This window comes from Mesorhizobium sp. L-2-11 (genome assembly GCF_016756595.1).
Taxonomy (GTDB): Bacteria; Pseudomonadota; Alphaproteobacteria; order Rhizobiales; family Rhizobiaceae; genus Mesorhizobium.
Genome location: NZ_AP023257.1, coordinates 2,527,895 through 2,553,454, shown reverse-complemented (window position 1 = coordinate 2,553,454; position 25,560 = coordinate 2,527,895). Strand labels below are relative to the sequence as shown.

Here is a 25,560-nt window from a genome sequence, read left to right as displayed (position 1 = left end):
CGCGCTAGCGCGCCCGCTGCCAAAAGCATAATCCCAAACGCCCGTAAGCCATCCATAAGCCGGGATCGCGGAACCTTGGTCCGTCGATCACCGGAACCATCGATATGACGATCCGTTTCGAAGCCGTACCGAACCCAAGCTGCCGGTTCGAGATCTGGGACAATGAGACCGGCGAGCCCGTCGTCCATCACGATCGGCTGCTGACTTTCGCCTCGGCAAAGTCGGCGGCAAGGATCGCCGACTTTCTCAACGGAGGCCGCAGCCACCGGCGCCGCGCCCTCGCCGCCGAACGGCGCGTTGCGGATCGCGATCTCGGCTGGGGAGGATGATTGCCAGGCTGCTCCACCTCGCGGTGGCGGAGCTTCGTCGGCGACCTTTCCAATCCCACGACGGCCATCTCCATGACGGACGGGAACCATAACCCGGCACGATGGTTGAGTGGTCACCAAGTGATCCTCCTCGAGCAAACCGGAAAACGGAAGGAATGATCATGCGCATGTTGACGACAATTGCCGCCCTTTCGGGGTTGGCCCTGGCGCAGCCGATCCACGCGCAATCCACCGACCCGCAGCTTCCCCAAATCGCACCCCCGGCCCCGGAAGCCCTGCCCGATCCAACCCTGCCTGACCAAACGCCGCCTGACCAAGCCGTGCCGGATCAAGCCTTGCCGGATCAGGGTTTCACCGACCAGAATTTTACTGGCATTGCGATTGTCGCCCTCGAGGATTTGCCGCCGGAACTCAAGACGCAAGCCGAGGCCGTGATCACCCAGACCAGCGTTGAAGATCTGCTTACCCTGCAGAGCTCGATCGATGCCTCGCCACAGGCAGCATCGGCGCTGGCGGCGAACGGGCTGGATTCCTCCCAGGTCGTCGCTGCCAACATCGATGGCGACGGCACGCTGACGCTGATCATCCAGACAACCACTTGATTGGCGGGGCACTTGATTGGCGGGGCACGTGATTGGCGGGCACGTAATTGGCGGTGATTGGCGGGACCTGATCGGTGGTCCGGGCGTGGCGGGCCGGAGCACTCGGGCTTCGCCCTGAAACCCGGTACAGCGGAGCAGCGTCATGGTCGAAGCCGCAGTTCGCAACTTCACCCTCAACTTCGGGCCGCAGCATCCCTCTGCTCACGGCGTCCTGCGCCTGGTGCTCGAACTGGACGGCGAGATCGTCGACCGCGCCGATCCCCATATCGGGTTGCTCCACCGCGGCACCGAAAAACTCATCGAGTACAAGAACTATCTGCAGGCCCTGCCCTATTTCGACCGGCTCGACTATGTCGCGCCGATGAACCAGGAGCATGCGTTCTGCCTCGCCGCCGAGAAGTTGTTGGAAATCTCAGTTCCGAAGCGCGGACAGCTCATCCGTGTCCTGTTTTGCGAAATCGGCCGGCTCTTGTCGCATCTCCTCAACGTCACGACGCAGGCCATGGATATCGGCGCGCTGACGCCGCCGCTCTGGGGTTTCGCCGAGCGCGAGAAGCTGATGGTGTTTTACGAGCGCGCCTCCGGCGCCCGTATGCATGCGAATTATTTCCGGGTCGGCGGCGTGCACCAGGACCTGCCTCCGAAACTCTTGGACGATATCTGGAATTTCTGCGATCCGTTCCTCAAGGTTTGCGGCAACCTCGACGAATTGCTCACCGAAAACCGCATCTTCAAGCAGCGCAATGTCGATATCGGTGTGATCGGCCTCGATGACGCCTGGGCCTGGGGCTTCTCGGGCCCCATGCTGCGCGGCTCGGGCGCAGCATGGGATTTGCGCAAGGCGCAGCCCTATGAATGCTACCCGGAGATGGATTTCGACATTCCCGTCGGCAAGAACGGCGACTGCTATGACCGCTATCTCGTCCGCATGGAGGAAATGCGCCAGTCGGTACGGATCATGAAGCAGTGCCTGGAGAAATTGCGATCGCCCGAAGGCCAAGGGCCGGTGGCAATTCCGAACCACAAGATCACGCCGCCGCCGCGGGCGACCATGAAACGCTCGATGGAAGCGACGATCCACCATTTCAAACTCTACACGGAGGGTGTTCGCGTGCCCGTCGGAGAGGTCTATGCCGCCGTGGAGGCGCCGAAGGGCGAATTCGGCGTCTATCTGGTTTCGAACGGCAGCAATACTCCCTATCGGTGCAAGATCCGCGCGCCGTCCTTTGCCCATCTGCAGGCGATGGATTTTCTGTCGCGCGGGCACATGATCGCCGACGTCGCTGCGATCATCGGGTCGCTCGATATCGTGTTCGGCGAGATCGATCGCTGACCAGGCGCGGGGTGTTTCAGATTTCAAGCAGTGCGTAGGGACGGCCGGTCGGCTTCGCCACGTGCATGGCGACGTTATAGACCGGGGCACCGCCGGGCGTGCGACCTTCATAGACGCCGCGATGCGCGTGGCCATGCACCACCGCGCTGACCTTGAACCGGTCGATCGTCTCCGCCAGCCGCGACGAGCCCAGGAACGGAAAAATCTCCAGTGGTTCGCCGGCCACCGTCTCGACCACCGGAGCGTAGTGCAAGACGACAAGCGTGCGCTCGGTGCGAACCTGCCGCATTGCGTTTTCGAGCCGCATCGATTCGTTGACGCTTTCGGCGACCATCGCCTTGATCGCCGGCTCGCCGAAGGAGCCGAGCATGCGTGATCCAAAACCGCCAACGAAACCCTTCACACCAACAAAGCCGACCTGCTTGATTTCCGTCGTCTGGCCGTCAAGAAGATGGACGCCCGCCTGCCGAAGGATGTGGGCGACGTCCTCGACCGCACCGGATTCATAGTCGTGGTTGCCGAGCACGGCGACGACCGGGATCGTGCAGGCGCGTAAATCCTCCGCGAGGATTTCGGCTTCGCGCGGTTTGCCGAGATTGGTGAGATCGCCGGTGAGCACGAGAACGTCTGCTTCGCGCGAAACTTCGCGGAACAGATCACGACAGGAAGCCTGGGCGTCTTCCTGCACGTGCAGGTCGCCGACAGCCGCAATCCTGACTGTGCGGTCTGTCTCGGTCGTTGCCATGTCAGCTTTGTTCCTTTCAGCCATCGCGAAATTCTCCTGTTCCGCCGACGCCGGCAAAGCCCCATTCCTTGACGTCGATCTCGTAGTCGGTCGGCGAAAGCAGGCGCCCGCGGCAGATCTTCATTCGGGGCGTAGGCAACTCCCTCTGCTTGGCGAGCCGGTCAAGCAATTCGTCGAGCAGCCAGGCGGGAATGTGATCGCGCTCGCTTGGATAGATCCATCGAAAATTCAGAAGCTGCATCAACAACACCTCCCAGTGAACTTCGAGGTAGGAAAGCAGCCGGTGCCAGTCGATCTGATCCTGAGCCTTGAGGATGGTATGAGCGATGTCGGCGCCGTCATGGCGGCCTCTGTCCTGAATGAAGCATTTGGACCAGATAAGCTCCGTCGGACCGACGATCCGCACCCGGCTGCCCAGCAAATCGATTTGCCTCGCGTGCTCCAGCCACTCGTCGCTGACAGGCATGGTTCCGTTCGCCGATGCGAATATGACGTCAAAGAAATGCGTGCCCTTGAAGACCTTGCCGAGCCAGCGGTCATCCAATATCTCGACCGCATAACCGGCCTGCTTGAAATGGGCGAGGATGCGGGCGTAGTCGCCGGCCTTACAGAAAATGTCGAGATCCTTGGTTTGGCGGGTGACGCCGGTGTAGGCGCTCACCGCATAGGTGCCGGCGACAAGAAAGGGAATGTCCGTCACGCTGAGTTCGCGAATCGCCTCGGTGTAGAAAACCTCGGCGTCGGCGTAGCGAAGCGTCGGCTCCGCTTTTGCGTCGATCGTCGGAACGGACGCGGGGATGGCGCCTCCCTTTGGAGAATCGTTGGTCATGAAAATCGCGGCTCCGAAGCCCAGCAACCTGCAGCTGTCCGTCTTTAAACAAAGCCGCCGCCGCATGGTTCCGTTGCCGACATCATGCGTAAAATGTAATGGCGGAGCCTTTTTCGCCGCTGGTGAGTTGAAGGTGTGAACAAACCAGTTGCACGGAGGTGACCATGGAGGACGGGCGCAAAGCGGTACGGGTCAGACTGAGGGGAAGGGTGCAAGGCGTCTCGTTTCGCGTGTGGACACGGACCGAGGCCGAGAGGCTCGGTCTTTCGGGATGGGTTCGCAATGAGGAGGATGGATCCGTAACGGCACTGATCGTCGGAGCCGAAGGCGCGATTTCGACCATGATGGACCGGCTCTGGAAAGGTCCGACCGGAGCGTCGGTCGCCAGCGTGACATCACAATACGTCGATGCCGGCCTGGAGCCGAACGGATTCAGGATCATCGGCTAGAGGTGTGTACCGGCTTGAGGAAACCGAGGCTCAATCGAAGGCCAGGCCACCTTGCCTTGCGCGGGGAACAATCGACAGCCAGCGGTTCCGCAACCAGGTCAAGGACAAGGCTTGCGGAGGCAGCGGCTGCCATCGAGGATGACGGTAGTCTCGATCATCGCCGCCACACGGCGCCCGCCGACTGGCGCATCCCTGTGATATCGAGCCTATTGTTCAAGCTTCGCCGATGGCGGATCGCCGCCGAAACGGCCTATCCGCTCATCAACGACCACTGATGCGAGGCGTGGAAATCACTTCGCCGCCCCCATCACCCGAACATGCCGGCGCCCGGCATAAATGCCGGCAGCGTGAATGCCCGTAGCGTCAGTGCATGAATATTCCTCGCAGCCAGGCGAAGAAACCAAACCTCTCGGACATTGCCGCACGGACGCGAGAGGCTGCCCATCGCGCTCGTATCGTGGCGCCGACATGGCAATGGCAGACGATTTCGTGCAGCTGCCAGTCGGTCAGCTCGAAGAAGCGCCTGGCTTCGCCGTAGGTGTCATCTTTCAAGCCTTGCGCGCGAAAGATCGGGTCCTCGAAGGCAACCGTGAGAGGCGAGTCGTTGTAACGCATTTTCTCGCGTATCTCAGGGGACTTGTATTCGGTGCCCGTCAACGCTTCGAGACGTCGATCGGGATTTTTCTCCAGCAGTTTCGCCCAACGTTCGAGACGCTGGCTTCGGGTCGCTACGAGGTCTGTTGCGTCAGCGTGAACGTCGGCAACGGTATGCAGTTGGTCAAGTGTTTGGTGCTTCACGGCCGCCTCCTATTCAGCAGGTGAGTTCGTCCCACCCTGAAATGGAAATTATGGCGCTCCACGACGCCGGCAAGGCCCTCATGCGCGGACCATTCGATCACTTTTCTGACGGCCCCGTCCGGCCAGGAATGCCGATGCCTGCGGGATCATCGCAGGCTCGCGTCGGAACCATAGGCATGCGTGGTCGTTCTGCGTGCGCAGCCCGATCGAAAACCGATCGATACGGGTGGCTTCAAAAAACCCAGCCGATGTCGGCAACCCGCCAAGGCAGAGCGCGAGCGGAAGGAAATCACAGCATGGCCATTCTTCCCACTCCCGAACCAACGCCCACTCCCGCGCCCACACCGCCGCCGTTTCCTGAGCCGAAGCCCGTGCGTGAGCCGGACCCGGACAGACTTCCCGACGAAGCTCCTGTTCCCAATCCGGATGAAAATGATGCGCCGCTGAAAATCGCTCCCAAAAATCCCGACATTTGACGGAGCGGAGACGCTCGTTCGCCCAGTCCGTCATACCAAGTCCGTCATGCCAGTCCGTCATGGATGCCGAATGGTGTCGGCGCGTTGGCTCACTGAGTGGCCAGCATGCGGGCTGCGGTCGCCGTCGTCTCGGTGCTGTCAGTGGTGATCAGGCGGCGCGGAAAATGACGACGGAAAATGCTCATCGTCGCTGATATCGCAGGCATCAGATCGAGCGCTGCGGCGAAGCGAACTCGGATGCCTGCCTTAGATGCTGGCGCAGCAGCGCCTCGGCCCATTCGATCTCGCCCGCCTCGACGGCATCGAGGATGGCCAGATGTTCCCGGCAGGACTGCTCGATGCGTTCCGCCGGCAGTTCCTCGAAACCCGCCGATTCCTGCAACCGGCGCAGATTGTTCTGCTGGCGCACCGCATCTGCCAGGAACCGGTTGCCGGAACAGGCCGCAAGCCCTTCGTGAAAGGACGCGTTGATCCGGAACCATTCGTCGCCGCCGATCAGCGTCTTGCCCGTCGATACGATCGCCAGGATGCGCTCGTGAGCGCGGCGGACCGGCGCCAGCTGCTGAGGATCCGCTTTGAACATGGGCGATCGCAGCGCCGCGCATTCGACGGCCGTCCGGAATTCATAGCTCTCCCGGTAGGCGTCCTCGCCGACCAGTGTGTCGGCGAAACGCCAGCCATGCCCCGGCAGGCGCTGCACCAGCCCTTCGGCGGCAAAGCGGAGCAAAAGCTTGCGCACGACGCCGCGCGACACCTGATAGCGCGGCATCAGTTCCGCCTCGGATACCTCCTGCGGCAGCTGACCGAGCGCGCGCTCGCGCATCATCCTGCGGTAAAGCTCCTCGAGCGGTGAACTGGGCAGGATATCCTCAGGGTCGAGGTCGGCGACCTCGCGCGCCAATTGCAGCCCCCTCGTCTCGAACGGGCACAAGATGCCCTGGGCGACCAGCAACTCCAACGCCGCGCTGATGGGAGAACGCGAGACGCCGAAGGTGCGGGCAAGGTCGGGCACCGAGACGCGGGTTCCAACCGCCCAGCCCGAATCCCTGATCCGCTCCAGGATCCGCCGCGCCAGATCGATCTGCAGCGGACTGGCCGCCTCGCCGCGCGCCGGCCGGTCGATGATCGTTTCATTCATAGGCACTTCCTCAGGCGTTCGCATTTTCGCATTATAGATATGCGCCACGCAGTTCGAACTGGCAATCTATCGAATTTTCCTGCTTTTCATTCAATCAAAATGCATTAGTATCCGAACTCAACGAGTTGAGGCTTCCTTGATGACAACAGTCGCACCTTTTCCGCTTGTCGAGATCGATGGGGCGCCGAGAGCGCGCGGCATGGCCTATGGCGAACAGGCGCGCGGGCGCATCGGCGCATCGGTGGCGCTCTATGCCGGCCAGCTCGACCGGTTCGGCTTCAGGCGGGACGATGTCGCGCGGTTCTCCCAAATCTTCCTGCCTCGCTTACGGCAATGGGCGCCCGATCTCGTTGAGGAAATGGAAGGGATCGCGTCAGGCGCCAATCTCGACCTGTCCTCGATCGTCCTGGTCAACGCGCGTACCGAAATCCTGCAGCTGGCCCGGCGCGAGAAAGGCATTTCCGACGACGAGCCCGACGGCTGCACCGGCGCTGTGATTTTGCCGGAGGCAACCCGAAACGGCAGGCTCATCCATGGCCAGAACTGGGACTGGAAGGCCGAATGCGCCGAGACCTCGGTGGTGCTGCGCATCCGGCGAACGGACGGGCCGGACCTCCTGACCTTCACCGAAGCCGGCGGACTGGCGCGCAGCGGCTTCAACGCGGCCGGCATCGGCATCACCGCGAACTATCTCGAATCGGACCGCGACTATCGCGAGATCGGAATTCCGCTGCCCTTCATCCGGCGCCGGGCGCTTGAAGCGCAGCATTTCGCCGACGCCATCAAGGTGGTGGCGACGACACCGAAATCCGGCTCCAACAACATGATACTGAGCACCGCCGAGGGCTTCACGGTCGATTTCGAATGCGCGCCGGACGAGGCCTTCGCTATCTATCCGGACGACGACATGATCGTCCACGCCAATCACTGGCAGAGCCCCGTGGCGTTGTCGAAGCTGCGCGAAACCGGGCTTCGCGACGTGCCGGACAGTCTTTATCGCGACCAGCGCGTGCGCCGTCGCCTGTCGGCGCGGCATGGGGACGTCACGATCGACGATTTGAAGGAAGCCCTGTTCGACGATTTCGCTTCGCCGTTCAGCGTCTGTCGTCCGCGGATCAGGAAGAAAGGCGGCAATCTCTCGGCGACGGTCGCGATGATCGTCTTCGAACCAGCCGCCGGCGTCATGGAGATCGCACCGTTGCCGGCCGAGAACCGCGAATTCACCCGCTACGAACTCACCCTCGACGACGAGGTCCGCGAGCGCGCCGAGAAGGCGATGCCGGCACGGGAGAAACCTTCGATTTCACAGGAGAAACGATGGTCCGCTTTGTCCTGACCCGGATCGCCAGCGCCATACCGACACTCGTCCTGGTGTCGGTTGCAGTCTTCGTGATGATGCGCTTCATCCCGGGTGATCCTGCGACGCTGATGCTGGGAGACCTCGCACAGCCCGGACAGGTCGATGCGATGCGGCATCAGATGGGGCTCGACCAGCCTGTGGTGGTGCAATATCTGATCTGGGCCGGCAACGTCCTTTCAGGCGATTTCGGACGCTCGATCGGCAGCGGGCAGGAGGTGCTGCCGCTGATCCTCGACCGTTTCGCCGTCTCCTCGATCATCGTCCTCCTGGCCGTGCTTGTCGCCTCCGCCATCGCCGTGCCGGCCGGCATGCTGGCCGCCTGGAGACAGGACAGTTTTGGCGACATCACCGTCGTCGCCACCTCGACCATCCTGCTTTCGATCCCCAGTTTCTGGCTGGGGTTGATGCTGATGCTGATCTTCGGCCTCTATCTCGGCTGGCTGCCGATCGTCGGCTACGTGCCCTTCAGCCGCGACTTCGCGCAAGCCGCTCTGTATGTGATCCTGCCCGTGGTCACGCTGGTGCTCGTCGAGTCCGGCCCGATCGCGCGCATGGCCAGGGCCAGCACGATCGAGGTGGCGCGGCTGGAATACATCACCCATGCGCGGGCAAAGGGACTTTCCGAAAGCGCTGTGATGTGGCGCCATGCTTTCAAGAACGCCTTCGCGCCCACCTTGACCCTGATCGGCTTGGTGCTCGGCAGCCTGCTTTCCAGCATCGTCGTCATCGAGACCGTCTTCACCATTCCCGGCCTCGGCCGGCTGCTGGTCGATGCCATCTATGCCCGCGACTATCCGCTGATCCAGGGAACGATGCTGTTCGTCGCCTTCATCTATGTCGTGGTCAACCTTCTCGTCGACCTCGTCTATCCGCTGCTCGATCCGAGGGTCGCCGCATGATCGCCCGTGCGCTCGGCCGGCCAGGCCTGAAATTCAATGCGACCTTCGGGATCGCCGTCACCGGGGCATTGATCCTTCTGGCTGTGTTCGGCCCGTGGATCGCGCCCTACGATCCGCTCAAGCTTGATCTACCGTCGCGGCTCAGCGGGCCGTCGCCTCAGCACCTGCTCGGCGCCGACGAGTTCGGGCGCGACGTGCTCAGCCGCCTCGCCAGCGGCGCCCGGACCAGCGCCTGGATCGCTTGTGCGACAGTCGCCTTCGCCTTGATCCTCGGCATTGTGTTCGGCGTTCTCGCCGGTTTCCTGCGCGGCTGGGTCGATCGCGTCGTCATGATGGTCAACGACGCCTTCCTCGCGTTCCCCGGCCTGCTTCTGGCGCTCGGCCTGATGGCGGTGATCGGCGCCAGCCGCGAGGGTATCATCGTTGCGCTCGGCCTTGCCTACATGCCGATCGTGGTGCGCGTGGTGCGGGCCTCGGTGATGTCCATTCGCGAGCGGGAATATGTCGAGGCCTCGCGGGTGATGGGCAACAGCGAGATCATCACCATGGCGCGGCACGTGCTGCCCAACTGCGTTGCCCCGATCATCGTGCTCGCCACCACCATGTTCGGCTGGATCATCCTGTCGGAAAGTGCGCTGAGCTTTCTTGGACTGGGCGTCCCGCCTCCGGCGCCGAGCTGGGGCAACATGCTGTCGACAGCTCGGCCCTATGTCGGCCAGGCGCCGCATCTGATCATCCTGCCGGGTCTCTGCATCTCGATCACGCTGCTCGGCATCAACATGCTGGGCGACGCGGTGCGCGACTGGCTCGACCCGAAAATATAGGTCCTGGAAACATGCTCGTGCCGACCGCGGACAACAACACGATGCTTTCAGTGCGCAACCTGTCGATCTCGGTCGGGCCATCGGGAAAGCGGATCGTCGACGGGCTGAATTTCGACCTCGCCCCCAGCGACATGCTGGCGCTGGTCGGCGAATCCGGTTCGGGCAAGACGATGGCGGCCCGCTCGATCGTGAGCCTGCTCCCTGCCCCGCTGGTCACGACGCCCGACAGCAGCATCCACTTCGAAGGACAACAGCTCACCGGCCTCGCCGCAAAGGCGCTGCGCCAGATACGCGGTGCCCGGATCGGCATGGTTTTCCAGGAGCCGATGGTCTCGCTCAATCCCGCCGTCACCATCGGCGAGCAGATGGCGGAGGGTCTGCGCCTGCATCGCGCCATGTCGCGCGCCGAGATAAAGGACCGCTCGCTGGCAATGCTGGAGAGGATCCAGATCAAGGACCCCGGCAAATGCCTTGCGGCCTATCCGCACGAATTCTCCGGCGGCATGCGCCAACGCATCATGCTCGCATCGGTCATGCTGCTCAAGCCGCGCCTGCTGATTGCCGACGAGCCGACCACCGCGCTCGACACGCTGGTGCAGCGCGACGTGCTTGACCTGATGGTCGAGCTGACGCGGGAGAACGGAACCGCCGTCCTGCTGATCAGCCACGACCTCGGCATGGTGTCCCACTATGTGAACAACGTGACGGTGATGTGCGAAGGCAAGGCAGTCGAACAGGGAAACAGCACTCAGGTGCTTCACGCACCGCAGCACGATTACACGAAGCGGCTGGTGGATGCGCTTCCCAAGCGCAGCGCCGACGGATCGAGAAAAACCGTCGACGGCCCGCCCCTGGTCGAGATCAGCAATGTCGTCATCGACTATCCGGGCCGTCCCAGGCTGTTTAGGCGCGCGCCGCCGAAGCGCGCCGTCGACGGCGTCGACCTGACCATCCGGCGCGGCGAAACCCTGGCGCTGGTCGGCGCGTCGGGCTCCGGCAAGACGACGCTCGGGCGCGCCATTGTCGGTCTCGTCAGGCCGGCCAGTGGTACGATCTCGTTTCTTGGCACGGCGATTGCAAACGATCGATCCGCTGACGCGCGTGCGCAGCGTCGTGAAATGCAGATCGTCTTCCAGGACCCCTATTCGTCGCTCGACCCTCGTCAGTCGATTGCCGAGATCGTCACCGAGCCGCTGAAGCTCGACACCGAATTGGACCGCAAGCGGCGGACCGCGCGCAGGGACGAGGTCATCGAGGAAGTGGGGCTGACGCGCGACCTTCTCGAGCGTTTCCCGCATCAGCTTTCGGGTGGCCAGCGCCAGCGCGTCGCGATCGCTCGGGCGATCGTCAGGCGACCGGCCTTCGTCGTCGCCGACGAGCCGGTCTCGGCGCTCGACATGACGGTGCAGAAACAGATTCTGCTTCTGATCCGGTCGTTGCAGGAACGCTACGGGTTCGCCTGCCTGTTCGTCTCGCATGATCTGGGCGCGGTGGAGCAGGTTGCCGATCGGGTCGCCGTCATGCAGGATGGAAGGATTGTCGAGATCGGCGACCGCGACGACGTCTTCGATCGACCGCGCCACGCCTACACACGCGCCCTCCTCGATGCCGCGATGCTGATCGATCGCCATTTCGCCGATGGCGCAGGCGCACGCAAGGCAGTGGCGCGATGAGGACGGCATGGCTCGTTGCCGCATCATGACAGCGTTTGGCCGTATCAAGGAGATCTGGCGATACCCCATCAGTTCGATGGGCGGCGAACGGCTGGACGGGACTGAGCTTGCGGAGGGCGGGATCCCGGGCGATCGGATCTGGGGCATCATCGACCGGCGCGACGGCACTGTTGCCGCGCCGGAGAAGCGAAAACACTGGCGACCGCTGCCCAACCTTCTTGCAAGGTTGAAGGGTGACTGGCCGGAAATCGGCTTGGACGGCTCCTGGATCGATGCCGGCTCCAGCCTCGCAGGCGAGCTGGTTTCGGCCTTCCTCGATTTCCCGGCGGCGCTGCACCCACATGTCCCCTTCGGCTCGGAAGCCCGGGATCATATCGCGCAACGCTATCAGCGCGCCGACATCCACATCGTCACGTCAGCCTCGATGAACAGGCTTGCCGGCCTGCTTGAAGATCCTTCGCAAGTGGATTCCAGGCGGTTCCGGCCCAACATCGTGATCGAAACCGACGCTTCGCGGCAGGGTTTCGTCGAGCAGCAGATCATCGGGAAAGTGCTGTCGATCGGGAAGGCGCGGATGGTGATCTCGGAACCGTGCACGCGCTGCGCCTTTACGGCGCTGGCGCAAGGCGATCTCGCCTTCGAACCGGCAGTGCTGCAAACCATAGCGCGCCATGGCGAAGGCGGCTTCGGCGCGCTCTGCCAGGTCGTGCAGCCAGGCAAGATCAGGCTGGGCGACCACGTCACCTTGACCGAAACCTGACCTTTATCCAGCTTTCGACGCCGGACGGCGGCACGTCATTGCGCTAGCGGCCAAACCCTGACGCTTGTACCCGAAACGAATACCGGCGAGGCCCCCACCCGGTACTCGCGTCCTTGATACGCCGGATTCATCCCCTAGTTACCTCCCGTGGCCGCCTTGGTCGCGAGTTTGCCTGGGGCGGCGGCGGTTGCACCGTCCTAGCCGCATGCCGCGGAAGGACGGTTCGACCGACGCACTTTGTGGAGGTGGTCGTGCGTCAATCCCGTGAATCCGGCTGGGCTTATTTCGCATTCGTTTGCTCGATCGCGGTAGCTTGCGCAGGAGCTGCTGCCGGCGGCGAGCGCGGCGGAGGCAATAGCGGTGGCAACCATGGTGGCGGACGCAATAGCGCTGGCAGCCACGATGGCGGAGGCAATAGCGCTGGCAGCCATCACGGCGAAGGCCGCAAGGGCGGCACGCACAAAGGACCAGGCGGCTCCAGCAGCAGGTCATCGGTGAAGGACGATGGGACCAGCACCACTGCCACGGCGGCAGTGACAGCAACTACGGCCGCCACTGCCGTCAGTGTCGCCCGGTCCGCAGGGACCGGACGGTCGCTCGACCTTCCGTCCAGCCTCCAGCCTCCAGGTGACGTCGACAGTCCATCAACGGTCAGTCCAATCAAAGCGCTGCCGGGCGTCCCGGATGAAGTCGTTCGCGCCTGTCGTGATGCAATCGAGTCGGCCGCCGCCCCGTTTGGCGCGACCAGTGTGCGCGTCAGCAGCGCAGGTTCCATACGTCGGTTGAGCCCGGATACGATCTCAGCTCCCATCGAGGTCAGCATCGACTATGGACGGCAAGGCAAGGTGGAGACGCGGCAGGCGCCGATCAGATGCGAATTGAACGCCACTGGCGGCGTGATCGGGCTGACATAGCACATCGCGCAGATTCCTCGCCGACGAGAGCAGGATGAACTCGAACGGGTGATGCATCCGCGGCGTCGTGAGAGGGTGCGAGAATGCCTCCCAAAGGCCATGGGCCTTCGATAGGAGGACCGCACAGTCGTTTTCGAAATCACTCCAACGTCGCTTGTCTTGGCCTGAGGGGATAGGGAAGTGTGAGAGAACGCACCCGGGCAATCCGCGACGGGTTGCGAACCTTGCTGCGTGCAGTCTTCTGGCTGACAGCCTTCAACCCGCCGGCAGCGGCTGCTGCGCGGCCAGCGCGCGGCTTCAGCGGCGGCTCAATCTGGGCATTGCGACGCTCAGCCCTGAGCCTGTCATTGTCCGCGCGCGCGGCGGCCAGGTCGCGGGCAAGAGAAGCAGTGACTTCACGTTGCTTGTCCAGAGCCTCCTTCAGCCTGGCGACCCCTACCAAGGCGGCGTCGCGTTCGAGGCGAACTTTATCGAGGTCCTCATGGGTCGAGACTGCCGCAGCGCGTTCTCGTGCCAGAGCCTGCGCCGTCTCGGTTGCAGTCTGCTCGGCACGCTTTCTCGCTGAGACTGCACCGGTCCGTTCCTGCTCAGCCGCGTCGGCGCGCTCCATGAGCGCGGCATTGGATAGTTTCACTTTGGCTAGGTCGCCACGAAGCTCCTCTGACTTCCGGTGTTCGTCGCCGAGCATTCCGGTCGCTTGCGCCAGCGAAGCCTTGGCCTTGGCGCGATCCTCGGCGGCCTCGGCCTCAAGCTGTTCAATTTTCGCCCGCGCTCGCGATAAATCGCGCGCCACCCATCCGGCTCGTTGACGCTCCAGGTGAGCAGCGGGCATCTCCGTAAAGACATAGTTGGTGGCCTCGCGCAGCATTGTGCGGGCATCTCCCGCTATGCGCCGCAATGCGTCAAATGTGCGGGCTGCCGCGAGCTCGTTGCGCAATTGCTCCTGGCGTTCGCTATCGGCGGCTGCCATGCTTGTCCTCAGCGCGTCGATCTCCTTGCGCGACTCGAGCAGCGCTCGCTGCAGAGCGGCGCTCCTGGCGCGCTCGCCTTCCGCCGCCTGGTGCTCCTGGCCGGCCAATTCCCTCGCTGCGGCTGCCTGAGCAGCAGCTGCTCCGACTTGCGCCCGGGCAGCCGTGAGATCCGGGCTAAGCGATTCGACACTCGTGCGCTCGTCTCCCTGGGCTGGCCTACGCACATCCAATGCAGCACTCGCCGGAAGCTCGAAGGATCGCGAAAGGTCCGGATTGGCGTTGCCCTGGACCCGCGAAATGGCGGGAGCGCTTTCGACCCAGTTTTGTCTCGTCATCGCATAGCCAAGCGGCACGGCCAGACAGATTGCGGCGAGGCCAAAGCGGGGCACAAGACCGATCGGCCTGCGAACGTGAGGAGGTGAGGCCGTTGCTGTGGTGGGGTCGGAATCCTCCGCGAGGGCGAGTTGTGTCGGCACACGATTCAGAGCCCTCAATACTGGACTGGTTAGGGCGGCAACATTAGCCGCCACCTGCCTATGAACATAGCCAGCGATTTCTCCGATCGATGTCGCAAGCCGGCCGGATTGCGCTATGTTCGTCGCGGAAGCGAAAGTGTTGGTCTGGGTCACAGACGAGCTCTCGCAAGCTTCGGAGATCACGTCGAAATACTCGATTGGCACCCCGAACCGAAGGCAATTGGCATCCTGACGCCGAATATCCAGGTCTGCCGTGTCTGAGGGCACGGCAACCTGAGAAGAAGAAACAGGCTCGGTTGCAAGGTCGACCGGGCTTTCCCAATCCCAAGCAACCTCCTCCTCGGGGAGGTCGGATCCGCCTTCGCTCACATCTGATTTGAGGCGACGCCGTTGCACCGCGATAAGGATACGGCGGATCACAAGATAAAGGCCCACCGAGGCAAATGCTGCGCCCAGGATGGCGAGATCTGCGTCGCTTGCGTTAATTTCGGCAAGAGGATTTGACATTGCCGTGCCTGTGCGGTCTTGGGTGTATTCTCAAGTTCGTGAAGCGGTGTTTGGCCCCTCGTCTTGGTGCTGGCTAAAGCCTCTGATCGCTTTCGAAGCTGTCACTTGCTCCGAGCAGTGTCCCTCCGACACTTGCTTCGATGTCCCTCCAGTGCTCGAATTGTTGTTACATGGCGGAGCGCCGGTCGCGCGCTGATGGATACGCCGTCGCGGATGGCTTTGGTTTGAAATGAAACTTGAAGACGCCGTGGCCGCCGATTATCGGCCGCCAAGGGCGCACAGGCTCTGAAAGTCGACTTGAACCTCCGCATCTCAACGTCCGAAAGTCCGCCTGAGCTTTAAGCTAGTCACAAAGCTAGGTCACAGACCTCCACGGACAACCGTCACCTCGTACTAAACGTCAGGTGCTCAAACGAAAGACCGGAGGCGACACGCCTCCGATCTTTCGAGCGACAGACCAACCGCCAGCTCCTATTCGCTTTTCCAGACACCCCATACATGGGGGTTTGCCGCCGGCCATACCGAATAGCCCTTAAAAAGACGGCCCTTGTGAAATATCACACACAGATCAGTCGGTGACATGCAAAGTGTTCTCTGATCGGTTTTCGACTCCTTCAACTATTAGGGCCCCCGCTTCCTCTCCCTGACTTTGCGCGCAGCGCTTACCTTCTTACGGGATGGCGGAGGCGCGACCTCGGCATGCCGCCTATCCCTCGGCACCAAGTCGACGATGGTGGCCACGATTTGGGCGAAGGCCGCCGCCATGGTGAGAACCGCCGCCAGGCCCAGCGCGATCGGGTCCTTGATCGCACGGTGCGCCCAGTTCGGCTCGATATCCGACGGCTCGGTGCCCTGCCTGTTGATCCGCATGAAGATTCCGGCCATCGTCGGCGAGTATCCCACCACCTGAAACCACGTGGCGTCTTCTTCAGGCGGCGGGGAGACGAATCCAGTCAAAGGTGTCTTCACGAGCGCCCCGTCCTTCGGTCTGAGGAAGGTAACCTCGTCGCCGGGAAAGAACTTGCCCTCAAGAACCGTTACCGCCGGCCTGTGGGAGGGCCGAAACGAGTAGGAGGGCAGAACCTCGCGGACCTGATAGCTGCCCGACTCGAGGTGGTCGCGAAGTCCCGAACTGACCTCGGATCCGATTCGGGTAAAGCCGCTAAACGTCAGGTTGCCCGCGCCAGACCACCCCTCCTCCGGCAAGATCAGCCGCATTCCTGGCGTAAGTTCCTCGGCGCCAATTGTCGTTCGCAATGGCCTCGATGCTTCGGCGCTCTTTCCCGATCCCGGGAGATCGGACTCCGGTGGCTCAGACTCCAGGATAAGAATTTCGAGTCCGGCGGCCGTCGCCGGGCGCAGTGCGACAGTGGTGCCGTCCTGCCACTCGAGCAGCCTCTCGTCGGCTGTCAGGACGCGGCATCCTCGCTGACAGAGCATAGTTTCCTCCGGAAGAAGCCACTGCTTCGACTTGCTTGCGAAGAATTTGATCTCCAAGCCATGCGTCCGTGCCTCGATGACGTAACTCCGCGCGTCGACCGACAGATGGCGCCAGGCAATCCAAAGTAACAACAGGATGACCGCGGCGAAGATGAACTGCAGTACCTGGATCCTGCCCGGCGCCCTCAATTCGTCCCCGATCATTCCGCCGGGATCGGCTCGATGGTTATTACAGCCGTGGCATCCGGGGTCCCGCGCCTGATCTGGTTCACCTCAAGCGCCAGCGCCTCGCCCGCGGCCAGCAGGTCCTGCGGAATCGGGCACTCGGCGTCAAACGCTGTTCGCGCCCCTTCGCGCAGACGCGCACATGAATAATCCTTGCCGGTTTTCTGGTCGACGAAGTAGACCTCATCGGCACGCAGCGAATTGACCAGCAACCGGACCGGGTGGTTTCCTTCCTCTTCAACATTCCAGGCCGCTATCGCAAACGTGGAGGGTTTCTGCCCACATGGCTCCCGGCTAACCCTCACCGCCATGTCGCCCGCTTCATAGCCCCTCAGTATTTCAGTATAGCCGGTTTCCTGCGGCCAGGAGAGGAGCCGGTCCTTCCACTTCTTGCCGAGCTGATGGCGCTGCTCAAAGACATAGCGGCCGTCGGCCGACATCAAGCGGACGCAAATTTCTTCGTTGCTCCAGCTTGAGGGAATGTAGGCGGACAGTACGGGATGCTTGGGCGATTGCGCGCCTCCGAACTGAATACCGGATACAGGAGTAGCGGACACATGCGCGGCATCGACATAGGCTTCGGCAGGGGTATCGATCGCCTGGATAGGAATTTCCTGCGCCGCAACTTCCAGACCGCAGGAGACAATAGTCGCGGCGGCTACCGCCGCCGAGGTTCTTGAGAGTTGCTTCAAGTCCTCGCCCTCCGAACCGTCCGGCTTGTGAAACCGGACACCTGATGGTTCAATCACTTTCAGCGGAAGTATTCTTGCACATACTGAGGCGGATATGAAGCAGAAGAAGAAGAGGTCGTGGGCGGCCGCGCTTTTTGCCTGCGCCGCGCTGCCTTGTGCGTCCTTTGCGGAACCCGTGTCGGTCAACAATGGCGAGGGCAACGGTTTCCTTTTTTCCTACCGGGGCAATTGCTACCTGTTCCTGCCGCAGCACGTGCACGGCCGGAGCCTGAATGTGACGATAGCGACAGCTGCTCCGCCGGCGATCGGGGACGCCGTTGTGTTCCAGCGCTTCATGCCGGGAGCCGACCTGTCGATTGCCTATGTGAAGCCAGGCATGGAACAACGATGTCGTGACGGTTGGAGCGACCTTCCAGACCGCGCGGACGAGGTTCTGGATCAATCCGGTTCGGCCACTCTGATCCGGGTATTTCCGAGCGGACTCGTCGAACGGTCGCCTATGGAGATCACGTTCCGCAGCTATGACCACCTCGACGCGAGACCGGTGGAAGGCGAGGTTTATCAAGGCGTCAGCGGAAGCATTCTGGAGGCCGGCGGAGTCGTCGTCGGAATGGCCGTAAGATCCAAAAGTGTCGACCACGCAGAGTTCCTGAGGGTCGACGAGATAAAGAGCCGCATCTTCCGGCTGCTCGACGCGCGCTCCGCCGGAGCAGAATATGCCCGCTCCAGCGAAGCGCCCGCAAGTCAGCCTTCATCCTCCTGCGCAGCCGGTTCCTCACTGCCGATACTTTCGGTCACCTGCAGCCATGAGCCGATTTCCCCGGACTACGCCTGCAGCAATCTCGCCAAGGGCGGCGCGGCGCGGTTTCCGGCTCTGGACAAGCCGCTCGATATTTACCTGGAATTGGAAACGGACGCCGCCGTGCCGCTGTCCTCGGTCGTTCTCGGCAAGAATCCGGAGGCTTTGGACGCGGCTTCCCCGAAGGCCATCCGCATCGAGATCGATGCGTCCTCAGGGCAGTCGCGCCGGTGGAGGCGTTTCGCGAGCGGCGACATGACGCCCCTGGGAGAATTTGCGGGCCGTAACGGCTCGAAACCTTTCGCGCGCAGGATCAAGGTGTCGGTGGACACTTCCTGGGACCCGACTTTGCCGCTCCAGGTGGACTGCCTCGCCGCAACCGGCCCGTGACGCGTTATTCCGCGAGGGGAATATAAGCGGGCACCGGGACGCTCTTTGGCGAGCCGGTGTTCCTGAAGGTTCCGGAAAGCCGCCCGTCTCCGCCAAGCTGGAACGATCCCGAGGCATTGTACCAATCGCGTATGGAGGCTGTGGTCCCGGAAAGATAGATCGCGCAAGTGTTGTTCTCGGGAAATTTCCAGCATTGCGCTTTAGCGTCGAATGGCGCGGTCCTGAACACGAACTCCGCCAGCGAAGTTTCCGGGTTCCAAATCAGCTGGTTGGACCAAGCCTTGACCAGGTGTTCTTCATCGTCTTTGCCGGAGAGATCGAGGACCAGGCGGAAGGGTCCGCCACTATCGAACACCGCATTCAGGGCGGCCTGCTGCATTTCGGGGTCCGAACTGAACAGGCCGGTCTCCTTGGCGCGCTTCACGAAGATGGGATTTCCCGAGCGCAACAGGAGTTCCATCGCGGCAATCCTGTGGTTTTTGTCGGCGTGCGCCAGAAGCTGGTCCACCTCCTCAAGCTCGGAGGTCTTTCCTGCGAGCTTCTCCTTGATATCGGAAAGCGAGTCCTGGGAAAAAGCAGGCTGCGATCCGATCGCAAATATCGCGGCTGCGAAAAGCGCACGGATGAACATATCTTTCTCCTCCAGTTGATGGCGTCCGGGGTCGCCCTGCGAGCCAGCCAATTTAGCAGCCCCCTGCCCTCGGGGAACTACAAAGTTCCATCGGGAGCTTACGCGCCCACAAGGCGGCAGGCGTGAACAACGAAAGCCCTACTGGCAGTCTATTGCGAACGATGCATCGAAGTGGTCATTGATGGCACCGGTGGCGGCTTTCATCTGTGCTGCGCCGATATCGGTTCCGGCGGGTACCTGCCCCGGGAAAGCGACATACTGCAACGTCTGGGAAGTCGTACGCAGGTAGAACTCTCCGTCGCTCAATAGAGTGTTCGACATGCCGGCCCCGATATTCCACCAACCATAGCGGCCCGAACCGAGAACCGGGTCCTTGATCTCGACCGCCACAAAATGTGGCTCCGAACAGTTGTTGATGACGACCAGCCGATGCCCGACGCCTCGGGAGAGAGCCTCGATCTCGCCCTGCAAACCTTGCATTTCAGATGACAGTTTCTGGATGTCCAGGGTCAAGGCCTCGCATTCGCTGTAGTTGAACAGGCAGTATCCCACTCCGAATGCCGCTACGCCGATGGCCACGTTCCGCTCGGTGTCCGATAATCCCTCACTGAAAGCGCCGACCGCGCCGCCACCGGCTGCCACCAAAGCCGCGGCTGCCATCTTGTTTTGCGCCAAACGCCGCAATCCCCGGCTCTTGACTTCGGAAAGCCTTGCCGCCAGCCGAGCCCGCTCCGTCTCGTAGCCCAGAATCCGGCTCTCGTCCGCCCGCATCCTCTCCAGTCTTACCTGTTGTGCCCGTTCCGCCTCCCGCTGGGCGACGATCTTGACGTCGTCCTCGCAACCGGACACCAACAGAACGGCTAACGCAAATAACCCGGCCATACGTGTATGCAGATTTCCGGTCGTCATCGCTGCCATCCAGACTCGTCTGATCCACTCCCGATCACTGCATCAGAAAAATCAATACGAATACTAAGCGGTTACTTGAGAAGAGCGCCCGCGCGCTCTACTCATTTGATTTGAAGCAGGCTACACGGGGCCAACTGGTTCGATATTCCTATATCCAAATCCTGCGCCCGGTTTCTCAGAACCTGATCTTGGGCATTGCCTTTGCCGGCGCAGCGGGCTGCATCGATGCGTCCCTCCGGCTTTCGAAGAATAGCTTGGCGTAGCTGCGCTGGTCGTTGAGCCAGGTCATGATCTCGTCGGCCATGCTTTCCGATGCGGCCCGCTTCGCTTCCATCTCTTCAGCGACCTTGGCGACCTGTTCTGCCCACTGCTTGTTCTGTGGGACCCGCAGATCGACGCCGGTCGCGATCTGGCCGGCCATGCCGCCCGACCCCGGCAACACTGGATAGGTCGCGTACCAGACCCCAAGGATCGGAGGACAGAAGGTTGAAAGAGGTCTGTCCGCTCCTTGAGGCGTAGGCTCGAAATCGCGTGCGCTGCCGAAAACCGGATAATGCCTGAGGAACGACGGCTGCGGGGCGGGTGCTCCAGCCTCTTCGCGCCACCAACGACCACTCTCCTCGTGCTGGTAGGGCATCCCGCAATCCTGTCTTTCGTGCTTGACGTCACGCCAGAGAAAGGCGACGCCCTTGTCATTTGCACCAGTCGGAAAGACCTCTTCGGTCGCATCCGGGGCGCCGTAGCGCTCCGTCAGCGTCGCCTTGAGCCCTGTCGGGTCTATCGAACCCTTGGGAAGGCGGAGTCTTCTCCACATACCCAGGACCACCCCAGGCGCCGCCGGCGGCTCGTCGAAAATGGCGATCGCTTCATTCTCGGCCCTGGAGACGAAGAGGCGTCCGGAACTGTAGGGTTCGATCTTTCCACTTGCCAGGCCGATCTGTCCCGTGCGCTCCGCTTTGAACACCCGACCGACCTCCATATGCTCACGAATGAGCCGCTCGGCTTCCTCGAAGGTCATGCCAAGCTTTATACCCAGGACGTCGAGATTCCGAACCTTCGAGGCCGACGTTTCCAGAAACGAGTCAGGCAGCGGGGCGGGCGCGGCGAGCGCCAGCTCGACTAGCGTTTCGCCGGTTTCGGCGTTCACCACGCGCGCGGCCAGGGCCTTCGCCTCGAAAATGAGCGCCGGGCCGGCAAGCTTCCTTTCGTCCGGTTCGATGGTCAGCCGCAGCCCATGCTCCTCGTCGAAAGGGCGGGCGCGGCGGTTCGCATTGTTCCATGTGCTGTCGGGCCAGGCCGCGGTCGGCTTTACCCCGATGGGAGCGACATCGATCTCCAGGACAAGCTCGCCCTCCAGTTTCCTGGTTGCTTCGTCGAGAACCGGAAGCCGGTCGAGCCGAATGAGATCATAAGGGGGTGGCAGGCCAAGGTCCTTGCGCACATTAGAGTAATAGTTCGCATATTCAGGACAGTATCGCTCGCCACCGCAGTCGTAGCGGGGACCGACGCCGCCGGAATCCGAAACATGCTCTTTGTAATAGAGCAGCGGCTCAGGTGCCCTCCAGGCCGCTTTGAGATAAGCGCACAGTTTCGCAGCCATGGCTTCTTTTTCGGTCGCCGATCCTTGCGATACCGCGGCTTCCGAACCCTGGCAGGCGCTGTCGCGCGGACTTTCGCCCATATGTTCGAACGGCGCCTCACCATTGCGCAGTTCGAGACTGACCGTCATCGTTTCGGGCAACGAATTGGCGCGCCCTTTCGACCATTCCCGGAATTCAGCCAACCGGTTTACCTGTTCGGCCTCGTCGAGCGGCTTTGCGAGATCGCGGAAGAACCATCCGCCGAGCGGCGTTTCGCCGAGCTTGGCCATGTCCTGCTCATAGTCATGGCGCGCGATCATCATCAGCCTTATCCTGAGGTCATCGACCGTCTCCGGCTGATGGCGAAGCTGGAGCAGGTCCATCGTCTCGGCCGCGAGGGGAATAGCACCTTTCAAGGTCCCTGAGGATGTAATGACTGCCTCAGCGCCCGTGGCGGCGTCCGGCGTCGCCGCGTCGGGATGCCTGATGTCAAAGACGGCCGAGGCTACCTCGGCCCCGCCGAACTCTCGAGCGGTGACTTGCGCCTTAACCGGTTCGACGTACAGCACCACCAATGGAGGCTGATTTTCCATCCGGTCGATACGCACGTCGCGCACCCTGACATCGACGGTAACATCGAGATTGTCTCTGCCAGCCTTGGCATTCGGGTCGATCTTGAGTGTGAATTCTTCCCGTGCCGCCGGAAGCACGAGAGCGACTTGCGCCCGCCCCAGGCCAGGGAGTTCGCCCGAGACATCGTTGTTGTTCGGCTCGAACAATTGCGTCGCCGCAACACCCAGCCGCGGTACGATTGCGGCGAACGCGGAGTTTTGGGAAGGCTCCCTGAACACCCGCGCACCGCCGGGTAGAGCTTCGCGCTGCAACCATTCGAGCGTAGCATTCTGCGTTTGGAGGGTCAGCGTCTCGGGCAACGCTCTCGCGCGGGCCCGATTCCATTCCCCAAAGTTGGCGAGCAATTGCGCTTCAGGCCGGCCGCCGGATGCCAGATCGTCCGCGACCTGCTCCCGAAAGAACGGCGTCCATGGTCCCGGATGGCCAGACGCTTCGCTGTGGGCGCGCCGACTCGCCCAATCGCTGTATTCGACGTCGCTGAAATCCATCGCATGGCGGGCGAGCAGCAGCAGACTTGCCGTATCGGCATTCAGCGGCACCGGCCCGGTTGGCCTAGCCTCGATCGTGTCGACCGAAGGGGTCGGGATGAGCGGAAGCTTCTGGAAGGGCTGCGACAGCTCATCGTGCCGGAAGAGCAGCGCCCCCTCGACTTCGACACCGAAGGCGAAATGACGCTCCTGCTTGTTATAGGGGTTCGGCGAACTTTCCACTATGCTAGTGAGTTGCGCTTCGAGCCCGAGCATCGGCTCGACATATGTTCCCGGCCCCATGATCCTCTGCTTGTAATCACGTGCCTGTTCCAGCGGCACGGGCACACGATCGGGCAGATAGGCAGTTGCGATCGGGGCCCCGATAGATACTCTGCCCAAGCCTGCACTGAGATAGATCGAATTGCATTGCCCGACCTTGCCGATCGGGAACTGCTGCCGATCAAAATCGTATTCGTCGATCGATACGCTGCAGAGGACGAGCACGGGAATCGGAAAATCGGGCGCCAAGGTGGCGGCGATGGGAGGAAGCGCCGCCCTGATGCTTTTCAGGAGAGCCCGCGCCTCGAATTCGTCCAGGCGGTGCCTGTAATGCACCCCCGCGCCGACGACCTTCTGAGGGTCGATTCCCGCTGCCGAGACAATGCTCCGTTGCGACTGATCATCGAGGTAGGACAGCGCGACGAACGCCGCGTCTTCATCCTCGAGAATGTCGGGGAACCGCTCGAGCGCGATATGGACCGCAAGGCGTCCCAACTGTGCGACAGCGTCGTCGGAGACAGCGGCTGGATATCCTGAGGGCCCACGGGCCAGAAGACGTCCGTTCAACGTGGGAATGCCGCCCTTCACTCCCGTTTCGGCAGCGGGGCCGCCGCCGTGGGATGCCACTGCGCCTGCCTTGATGCCCGACACGGCGCCGGCGAAACGCGCCTGTTGCAGCACCTTGTCCTTGAGGATACAGACGCGGGGCCGCTCGTTGTACGTGAATGCCCGGCATTGGCCGTCCTGGGCACAGAGTTGCTGGCATTCGGTGGTCGAAACACCCTTGAGGCGGGGATCGGTCACGCCTGACCGGTAGTCACCATTGGGGAGATCATAGCCTGGAAGGATGGTGAATTCGGCCGGAGCACCCGTCTGCGGCCAATCATTGCCTACAGTCGTGTTGAAGGCGTCGGGAAGGCCACTCGGCCTTACCGGCGCCTTAGCGAGGCCTGCTTGTGCCTGCGCCGAATGCAACGCCCCAAGGAGGGCACTATCGGGCCTGCCCGTCTGCCGAAGACCTGTGTTGTGCTGAAAATTGATGATCGCCCGTCTCGTCTGGGAGCCCATTTCGCCATCGACCGACCCGGCGCTATAGCCGAGCTCGTTCAATATCCGCTGGGCCTCGGCAACTTTGCCGGGATCATACAAATTGTGGCCGGATGATGGAGCTTGCGGCCGTCTCTGAGGGGTAGTGGATCTGCGGTTTTGTGCGGGCGGCGGCCTTTCGCGCGAAGCGTTGCCGAGAATCTCGGTGCCAAGCCGCAGCAAATCCTCGGGGCTGAACTGCGCCAATGCCGGGGGAGCACTCAATATTGCAGCCTGAAACGCTGTTACGCTGGCAAGCAGCATTCTGCGCATGACACAGGCTATTGACCGTGCCCCACGGAACACCCTTCATCCCTCCGTCGCGCTGAAGGTGTAAGACCAAGCCTAAAGGCTAACGCCTAAAATGCAGGTGAGATAGCTAGGGAATTCCCTAAAACGCCCACACGAGTTCGTACGGGATTGGGAGTTAGGCTGGGCGGGCCAGACTGGAGTGAGAAGCGTCGGCTGAGGCGAACGGACGATAGGACAATGATCTGTTGCGGGATTCTGATCGCCTTCTGCTCCAACTTTTTGCGCGCTGGCAAACAATGGGTGTATTCTGCTACCTCAAAAGCGTAATTGCCCTGTGTGACGCTAATCCCTAAAATGCTGGCAATATAAGCTAGGGAATTCCCTAATGCTCCCGCAGGTGCGCGTAGAATCAATCGGCGATAACATCGACGCCGATTGCCGGCCGGCGTTGGCGGTAGCGCGCAGTTTTGACCTTGCCCGTCCCGTCGAAAGCCTACTAGGCTGCATGCAGTTCGCAGACACCGCATTTGTGCTTGAATTCACGGGAGAGAACCCGCGCGGCTGGTCCTACCGGGCGCAGGCCGGCATCGAGCACCTAAAGGGCGCGGCAGGCTACGTGAATTGCCTTGGCGAACAGCCAGATCAGCGATTTGCGCTCGGCGTGCTCGTTCCAAGCTATCTGGACGTAGTCACGGCGGATCAGCCGGTCGTGCATCGGATTGCCGCTGTTGCAAACAATACATTCCTTTCCTACCGTAGACTAACGATTCCGATCCATGCAGCCCCAGGTACAGGGCGCCCGAGTCATATCCTGGCATTGACGCAGGTTGAGTTCGCAATACCGCAACTCAGTTCGGGCTCAGGAGCTATTTCGTTTCGGGAACGGCAATGCTTGTCGATGGCTGCGAGCGGACTGGTGACCAAGAAGATCGCCGCCGAAATGGGAATCTCGGAAAAAACGGTCGAATTGCATCTCGCGCGAGCCCGGCACAAGCTTGGCGCGAGGACGACGACCCAGGCCGTCGCAATCAGCCTGGCAGCGGCGCTGGTGGCAGGGTGAAGGCATTGGTAATCTGAAAGATTAATCGGCG

22 protein-coding genes are annotated in these 25,560 nt (G+C 62.0%); 12 read left to right on the top strand and 10 right to left on the bottom strand.

All coding sequences use genetic code 11. From position 1 onward, the window contains the following. Nucleotides 1-104 precede the first annotated feature (104 nt). The 3 genes from JG739_RS12215 (at nucleotide 105) to JG739_RS12205 (ending at nucleotide 2,264) form a co-directional block, all read left to right on the top strand. Complete coding sequence (locus JG739_RS12215; RefSeq protein ID WP_202366673.1) at nucleotides 105-329, top strand: hypothetical protein; 225 nt, start codon at nucleotides 105-107, stop codon at nucleotides 327-329. Between the two features lie 161 nt (nucleotides 330-490). Then, nucleotides 491-931, top strand: a complete 441-nt coding sequence (locus JG739_RS12210) for a hypothetical protein (RefSeq protein ID WP_202366672.1) — start codon at nucleotides 491-493, stop codon at nucleotides 929-931. A 142-nt stretch (nucleotides 932-1,073) separates the two neighbouring features. Continuing rightward, nucleotides 1,074-2,264, top strand: coding sequence for an NADH-quinone oxidoreductase subunit D (locus tag JG739_RS12205; protein ID WP_202366671.1), 1,191 nt, complete (start codon nucleotides 1,074-1,076; stop codon nucleotides 2,262-2,264). Nucleotides 2,265-2,280: 16 nt separating this feature from the next. Here the strand turns inward: JG739_RS12205 and JG739_RS12200 are convergent, their stop codons facing one another. Next, entirely contained in the window at nucleotides 2,281-3,033 is a 753-nt protein-coding gene (locus JG739_RS12200; RefSeq protein WP_244749835.1) for a metallophosphoesterase family protein, read from the bottom strand. Further along, nucleotides 3,026-3,838 (bottom strand): hypothetical protein, encoded by an 813-nt coding sequence (locus JG739_RS12195; protein ID WP_202366670.1) that lies wholly within the window; start codon nucleotides 3,836-3,838, stop codon nucleotides 3,026-3,028. The genes JG739_RS12200 and JG739_RS12195 overlap by 8 nt, the downstream gene beginning before the upstream one ends. 164 nt (nucleotides 3,839-4,002) lie before the next feature. Here JG739_RS12195 and JG739_RS12190 point away from each other — a divergent pair, with 164 nt between their 5' ends. After that, the gene (locus JG739_RS12190; protein WP_202366669.1) at nucleotides 4,003-4,287 is read left to right on the top strand and encodes an acylphosphatase; all 285 of its coding nucleotides are present in this window, start codon (nucleotides 4,003-4,005) and stop codon (nucleotides 4,285-4,287) included. A 363-nt stretch (nucleotides 4,288-4,650) separates the two neighbouring features. Here the strand turns inward: JG739_RS12190 and JG739_RS12185 are convergent, their stop codons facing one another. Continuing rightward, nucleotides 4,651-5,085 carry a hypothetical protein gene (locus JG739_RS12185; protein ID WP_202366668.1) on the bottom strand — a complete coding sequence of 145 codons (435 nt, stop codon included), beginning with the start codon at nucleotides 5,083-5,085 and terminating at the stop codon, nucleotides 4,651-4,653. A 296-nt stretch (nucleotides 5,086-5,381) separates the two neighbouring features. Here JG739_RS12185 and JG739_RS12180 point away from each other — a divergent pair, with 296 nt between their 5' ends. After that, nucleotides 5,382-5,561: a hypothetical protein gene (locus JG739_RS12180; protein ID WP_202366667.1), complete on the top strand. Its 180-nt coding sequence runs from the start codon at nucleotides 5,382-5,384 to the stop codon at nucleotides 5,559-5,561. Between the two features lie 205 nt (nucleotides 5,562-5,766). On the opposite strand, the gene JG739_RS12175 is transcribed toward JG739_RS12180, so the two are convergent. Further along, the gene (locus tag JG739_RS12175) at nucleotides 5,767-6,699 is read right to left on the bottom strand and encodes a GntR family transcriptional regulator (RefSeq protein WP_202366666.1); all 933 of its coding nucleotides are present in this window, start codon (nucleotides 6,697-6,699) and stop codon (nucleotides 5,767-5,769) included. Between the two features lie 139 nt (nucleotides 6,700-6,838). On the opposite strand from JG739_RS12175, the gene JG739_RS12170 reads away from it, so the two are divergent. Genes JG739_RS12170 through JG739_RS12150 form a run of 5 tightly spaced genes read left to right on the top strand, consistent with a single transcriptional unit; the run spans nucleotide 6,839 to nucleotide 12,215 of the window. Then, a complete protein-coding gene (locus JG739_RS12170) occupies nucleotides 6,839-8,035 on the top strand; it encodes a C45 family autoproteolytic acyltransferase/hydolase (RefSeq protein ID WP_202366665.1) in 1,197 nt (398 codons plus the stop codon). Next, a complete protein-coding gene (locus JG739_RS12165; RefSeq protein WP_202366664.1) occupies nucleotides 8,017-8,958 on the top strand; it encodes an ABC transporter permease in 942 nt (313 codons plus the stop codon). Before JG739_RS12170 ends, JG739_RS12165 begins: the two co-directional genes overlap by 19 nt. After that, nucleotides 8,955-9,782 (top strand): ABC transporter permease, encoded by an 828-nt coding sequence (locus JG739_RS12160; protein WP_202366663.1) that lies wholly within the window; start codon nucleotides 8,955-8,957, stop codon nucleotides 9,780-9,782. The genes JG739_RS12165 and JG739_RS12160 overlap by 4 nt, the downstream gene beginning before the upstream one ends. A gap of 41 nt (nucleotides 9,783-9,823) precedes the next feature. Further along, entirely contained in the window at nucleotides 9,824-11,455 is a 1,632-nt protein-coding gene (locus JG739_RS12155) for an ABC transporter ATP-binding protein (protein ID WP_446720562.1), read from the top strand. A gap of 7 nt (nucleotides 11,456-11,462) precedes the next feature. Beyond that, entirely contained in the window at nucleotides 11,463-12,215 is a 753-nt protein-coding gene (locus tag JG739_RS12150) for an MOSC domain-containing protein (protein WP_202366661.1), read from the top strand. Nucleotides 12,216-13,268: 1,053 nt separating this feature from the next. Here JG739_RS12150 and JG739_RS12145 read toward each other — a convergent pair. The 3 genes from JG739_RS12145 to JG739_RS12135 form a co-directional block, all read right to left on the bottom strand. Beyond that, nucleotides 13,269-14,435, bottom strand: coding sequence for a hypothetical protein (locus tag JG739_RS12145; RefSeq protein WP_244749834.1), 1,167 nt, complete (start codon nucleotides 14,433-14,435; stop codon nucleotides 13,269-13,271). A 1,269-nt stretch (nucleotides 14,436-15,704) separates the two neighbouring features. Continuing rightward, entirely contained in the window at nucleotides 15,705-16,727 is a 1,023-nt protein-coding gene (locus JG739_RS12140; RefSeq protein WP_202366660.1) for a hypothetical protein, read from the bottom strand. Then, a complete protein-coding gene (locus tag JG739_RS12135) occupies nucleotides 16,724-17,440 on the bottom strand; it encodes a hypothetical protein (RefSeq protein WP_202366659.1) in 717 nt (238 codons plus the stop codon). Before JG739_RS12135 ends, JG739_RS12140 begins: the two co-directional genes overlap by 4 nt. A gap of 94 nt (nucleotides 17,441-17,534) precedes the next feature. On the opposite strand from JG739_RS12135, the gene JG739_RS12130 reads away from it, so the two are divergent. After that, nucleotides 17,535-18,629, top strand: coding sequence for a hypothetical protein (locus tag JG739_RS12130; protein WP_202366658.1), 1,095 nt, complete (start codon nucleotides 17,535-17,537; stop codon nucleotides 18,627-18,629). A 4-nt stretch (nucleotides 18,630-18,633) separates the two neighbouring features. Here JG739_RS12130 and JG739_RS12125 read toward each other — a convergent pair whose 3' ends face one another. The 3 genes from JG739_RS12125 to JG739_RS12115 form a co-directional block, all read right to left on the bottom strand. Further along, nucleotides 18,634-19,260 (bottom strand): hypothetical protein, encoded by a 627-nt coding sequence (locus JG739_RS12125; RefSeq protein ID WP_202366657.1) that lies wholly within the window; start codon nucleotides 19,258-19,260, stop codon nucleotides 18,634-18,636. Between the two features lie 138 nt (nucleotides 19,261-19,398). Beyond that, a complete protein-coding gene (locus JG739_RS12120; RefSeq protein WP_202366656.1) occupies nucleotides 19,399-20,178 on the bottom strand; it encodes a hypothetical protein in 780 nt (259 codons plus the stop codon). Between the two features lie 166 nt (nucleotides 20,179-20,344). Further along, nucleotides 20,345-24,442, bottom strand: a complete 4,098-nt coding sequence (locus JG739_RS12115) for a peptidoglycan-binding protein (protein ID WP_202366655.1) — start codon at nucleotides 24,440-24,442, stop codon at nucleotides 20,345-20,347. A 412-nt stretch (nucleotides 24,443-24,854) separates the two neighbouring features. Here JG739_RS12115 and JG739_RS12110 point away from each other — a divergent pair, with 412 nt between their 5' ends. Beyond that, nucleotides 24,855-25,529, top strand: coding sequence for a LuxR C-terminal-related transcriptional regulator (locus JG739_RS12110; protein WP_202366654.1), 675 nt, complete (start codon nucleotides 24,855-24,857; stop codon nucleotides 25,527-25,529). The last annotated feature ends 31 nt before the right edge of the window (nucleotides 25,530-25,560 follow it).